This is a genomic window from Slackia sp. (assembly GCF_977041755.1).
Genome location: NZ_CDRRGL010000183.1, coordinates 1 through 2,948, shown reverse-complemented (window position 1 = coordinate 2,948; position 2,948 = coordinate 1). Strand labels below are relative to the sequence as shown.

The 2,948-nt window shown below is 58.1% G+C and carries 2 protein-coding genes; both read left to right on the top strand.

Translation table 11 applies throughout. From position 1 onward, the window contains the following. Window positions 1-487: 487 nt before the first annotated feature. A complete protein-coding gene (locus ACWI8T_RS09245) occupies window positions 488-1,510 on the top strand; it encodes a hypothetical protein (protein ID WP_449138729.1) in 1,023 nt (340 codons plus the stop codon). Between the two features lie 49 nt (window positions 1,511-1,559). Further along, window positions 1,560-2,381, top strand: coding sequence for a hypothetical protein (locus ACWI8T_RS09240; protein ID WP_449138728.1), 822 nt, complete (start codon window positions 1,560-1,562; stop codon window positions 2,379-2,381). Window positions 2,382-2,948: the final 567 nt, after the last annotated feature.

Sequence of the window (2,948 nt, the reverse complement as noted above, 5' to 3'; positions counted from 1 at the left end):
CAGATAATCACTCATCACGAATTGCCCCAAGACGCCCAAAATCCGAACCCCGCAACGAGGCCCCCTAGCGGCGTTTTCTGCCAAATGAGCCCCGCGAGCCCGCAATGCCCTCTCGATAGCCCGTCCAAACAATCCGATTGGCGAGTTTTCCGAACGACCTGCCTGGCGAGTTTACCCAAGCCGTTCTACATGCTTCTCATGGGCACCGACAAGCCAAAAGGCCGCGTGCAGGCGGCGAATTCGGCAACGCATATCGCAATGGCCCCATGATGCTTGCGCGCACAGGTCCGCCGACGAGCCACCATCAGCCACGCCGACGACCCTTCCCATTTTCCAGAAAACTTTGCGCCCGTTTTCCATGTGGTTGGCAAAAGCCAACGCACGAAAGGAACGGCCATGAACGATTTCTCGAGCAAGCTCGGCGGCAAACGAGGAAGCGGCCCCCTCAACCCTCTCCCACTTCGATAGCCACACGCAAGGAGGAGCCATGGGCAAGAAATACTACGGAGGAATCGGAACCGACAAAGGATTCGTGATGCACTCTCCCGGGAACGAATATCGCTACGACCTCGACGACGAATTCCATGAGGAAGGCAACGAGGAAAACGTCGACGGCGCAAGCAGCGCCGGCGGTGGCAACAGCGGCAGCGGCAACAACGACAACAACGACAGCGCATGCGGCACTCGCAGCGAGGCTTCCGACGAAGACTTCGGTGGCTTCCGACACAACTCCAGCGTGCCCCACGACAACGACCGTGCCACGGGCCGCACCGCCGACAACCCTTGCACCCCGCACGACAACAACCGCGACGACTACGACGACGAGCTGGACGACTTCTTCGAGAGCCCCTTCTCCATTAAAGCCTATATCGCGCTCGCAATCGAAAGCCTGTTCAAGGCGCTCATGTCACGCTCGATGAAGCGCATCGATTTCGTAGCGGTCACGCTCATGTTGCTCGTCTGCACGCGCGTGATTGGCGCGGTATTCATCGACTCGAGCTCTTTGAGCGAACTCAACGCCTTTGCCTTCGTGGTGACGCTGAGCGTGCTCGGAGTGTGCACGATTTCCGAAAAATACCCGGCCAACGCGCTTACGGCACTCGTGATCGCGTGCCTGCCGGCCCTCATCGAAGTCGCCACCGCATGTGCAGTGAACGGCTCGGACGCCGACGCGTTCAACCGCATCACGAGCTGGGCGCTGGCTGGCTGCCTCGGTAGCGCGGCCCTCCTGATTGTGGGAACTCTGATTGATCCGTTTGGCGATGAGGAAGATGAAGGCGAAGGCAGGGACGCTGGCGCACGCGGAAACGTCGACGCATGCGGAAGTGGATGTAAAAGCACGACCGCCCACGAAGACGCAGCGTGCGAGCGCGTTTTCTTCACCCCCTTCTGGGGAGCGGCCATTGGTGCCACCGCTGCCCTCATTTGGGAGCTCGCGCCTTACATCGCGCGCGAAATCGCCTACGGCACAGCGCCGATCTATTTTAGCTACATGGGAGGGATCGTTTAGCCCCTCACGCACGACAAGTTCGCAACACCACCGCATGAAAGGAATGATTGTGAGAATCGACAAAACCGCGCGACAGAAAGGCGCTCCAAGTTGGCTCAAGGAGCTGCTCTACATAGACGGCGCCGAAAACGACACGAAACCGACCAACAAGGGCAATGCGAGCGGCGAAGGAAGCGCCCGAGACGACGAATCGCCCAAGGCGAATGCGGAGCGCCCCACCGAACACGGCAATGAGCCGAAAGAAACCGCAGCTGAAAGCGAAGGCGACCTCGGCTTCTTCTCGCTTCGCGAAATCGCAGGAAAGGCCCGATCGGGCGTCGCAAAAACGCTCGACCAGCTTTTCTCGGGCCTTATGGACCGCTCGATGGGCGAGACGAATTTCTTCGTCGTGACCATGATGGGGCTCGCCTGCGCAAAGGTGATTTCCGCGCAATTCTTCGAGGCGGAAGCGTTCGGCGAGCTCAACCTGCTCGCGTTCCTTATAGCGATTTGCACGGCAGCGGCTTTCGCGGCCTCGAAGAAGCTGCCCGCAAACCCGCTTGCCGCCTTGTGCATTTCCGTGCTCCCGGCGTTTATCGAGACCGCCGCAATATGCACGGTTCGCGGGCTTAATTTTTCGGAAGAGTACGCGCTCATCACAGGGCTCGCGCTCGCCTGCGCAGCCGGAGGCCTCTTCTTGGGCATCGCGCGATATTTGGTCGACGACGCCGACCCCAATGAGGCGCTCAAGCGTGCCGTTATTGGCGCTATCTGGGGCTTTGCGATTGGAGCAACCGCCGCGATCGTCGCCGAGACGGCACCCGTCATAGCCGACGCGCTCGCCAACCGCGACATTCCGACATTCCTTGAGCAGCTCCTTGCCACACATTAACACTAGCGCCAGGATGCACATGGGCGAAACGGCCAGAATATTCGGTTTGCCCAAAGGCTTGCAGTTTCCTGCATGAACTCGGAGATGTTGGCGTGAATGATGCCATCGCGCTGCTGGATAGGGTCGCTTCACGTAAGCAGTTACTTAGGATAGTTGCCCTTAATCTGAGTGAAGGGCCGGTATTCGCACTCCTCGGTGGACTGGTCGGCCATGATGGTCATGGCCACCTGAACATGCGCGTATCTTCTTCAGGTAGTTCTCTCTAGGAAATAAACGCATACCGGCTCCAATCTTCGTTGGAGTCGGTATATCAAATCAGAGGTTTATTGGGGTATCCATTATCGTTTAAATGATTTATACCCCCATAACTAGGGAATCTCTATTCCCACTCGATGGTTATAGTTTTGCCGCCCCGTCATTCCAGTTACACCCAGTTTTCGGTGCCGCCTCGAGCCGAGTGCCGCCAGGTGACGCCATGTCGCGTTTCGTCGGCTTCGGGGACAAAAGCTGGGACAACCTCAAAAACTTTTTTCAAACTCAGGGCTTTGAGTTTTTGTTTTTGTCCCA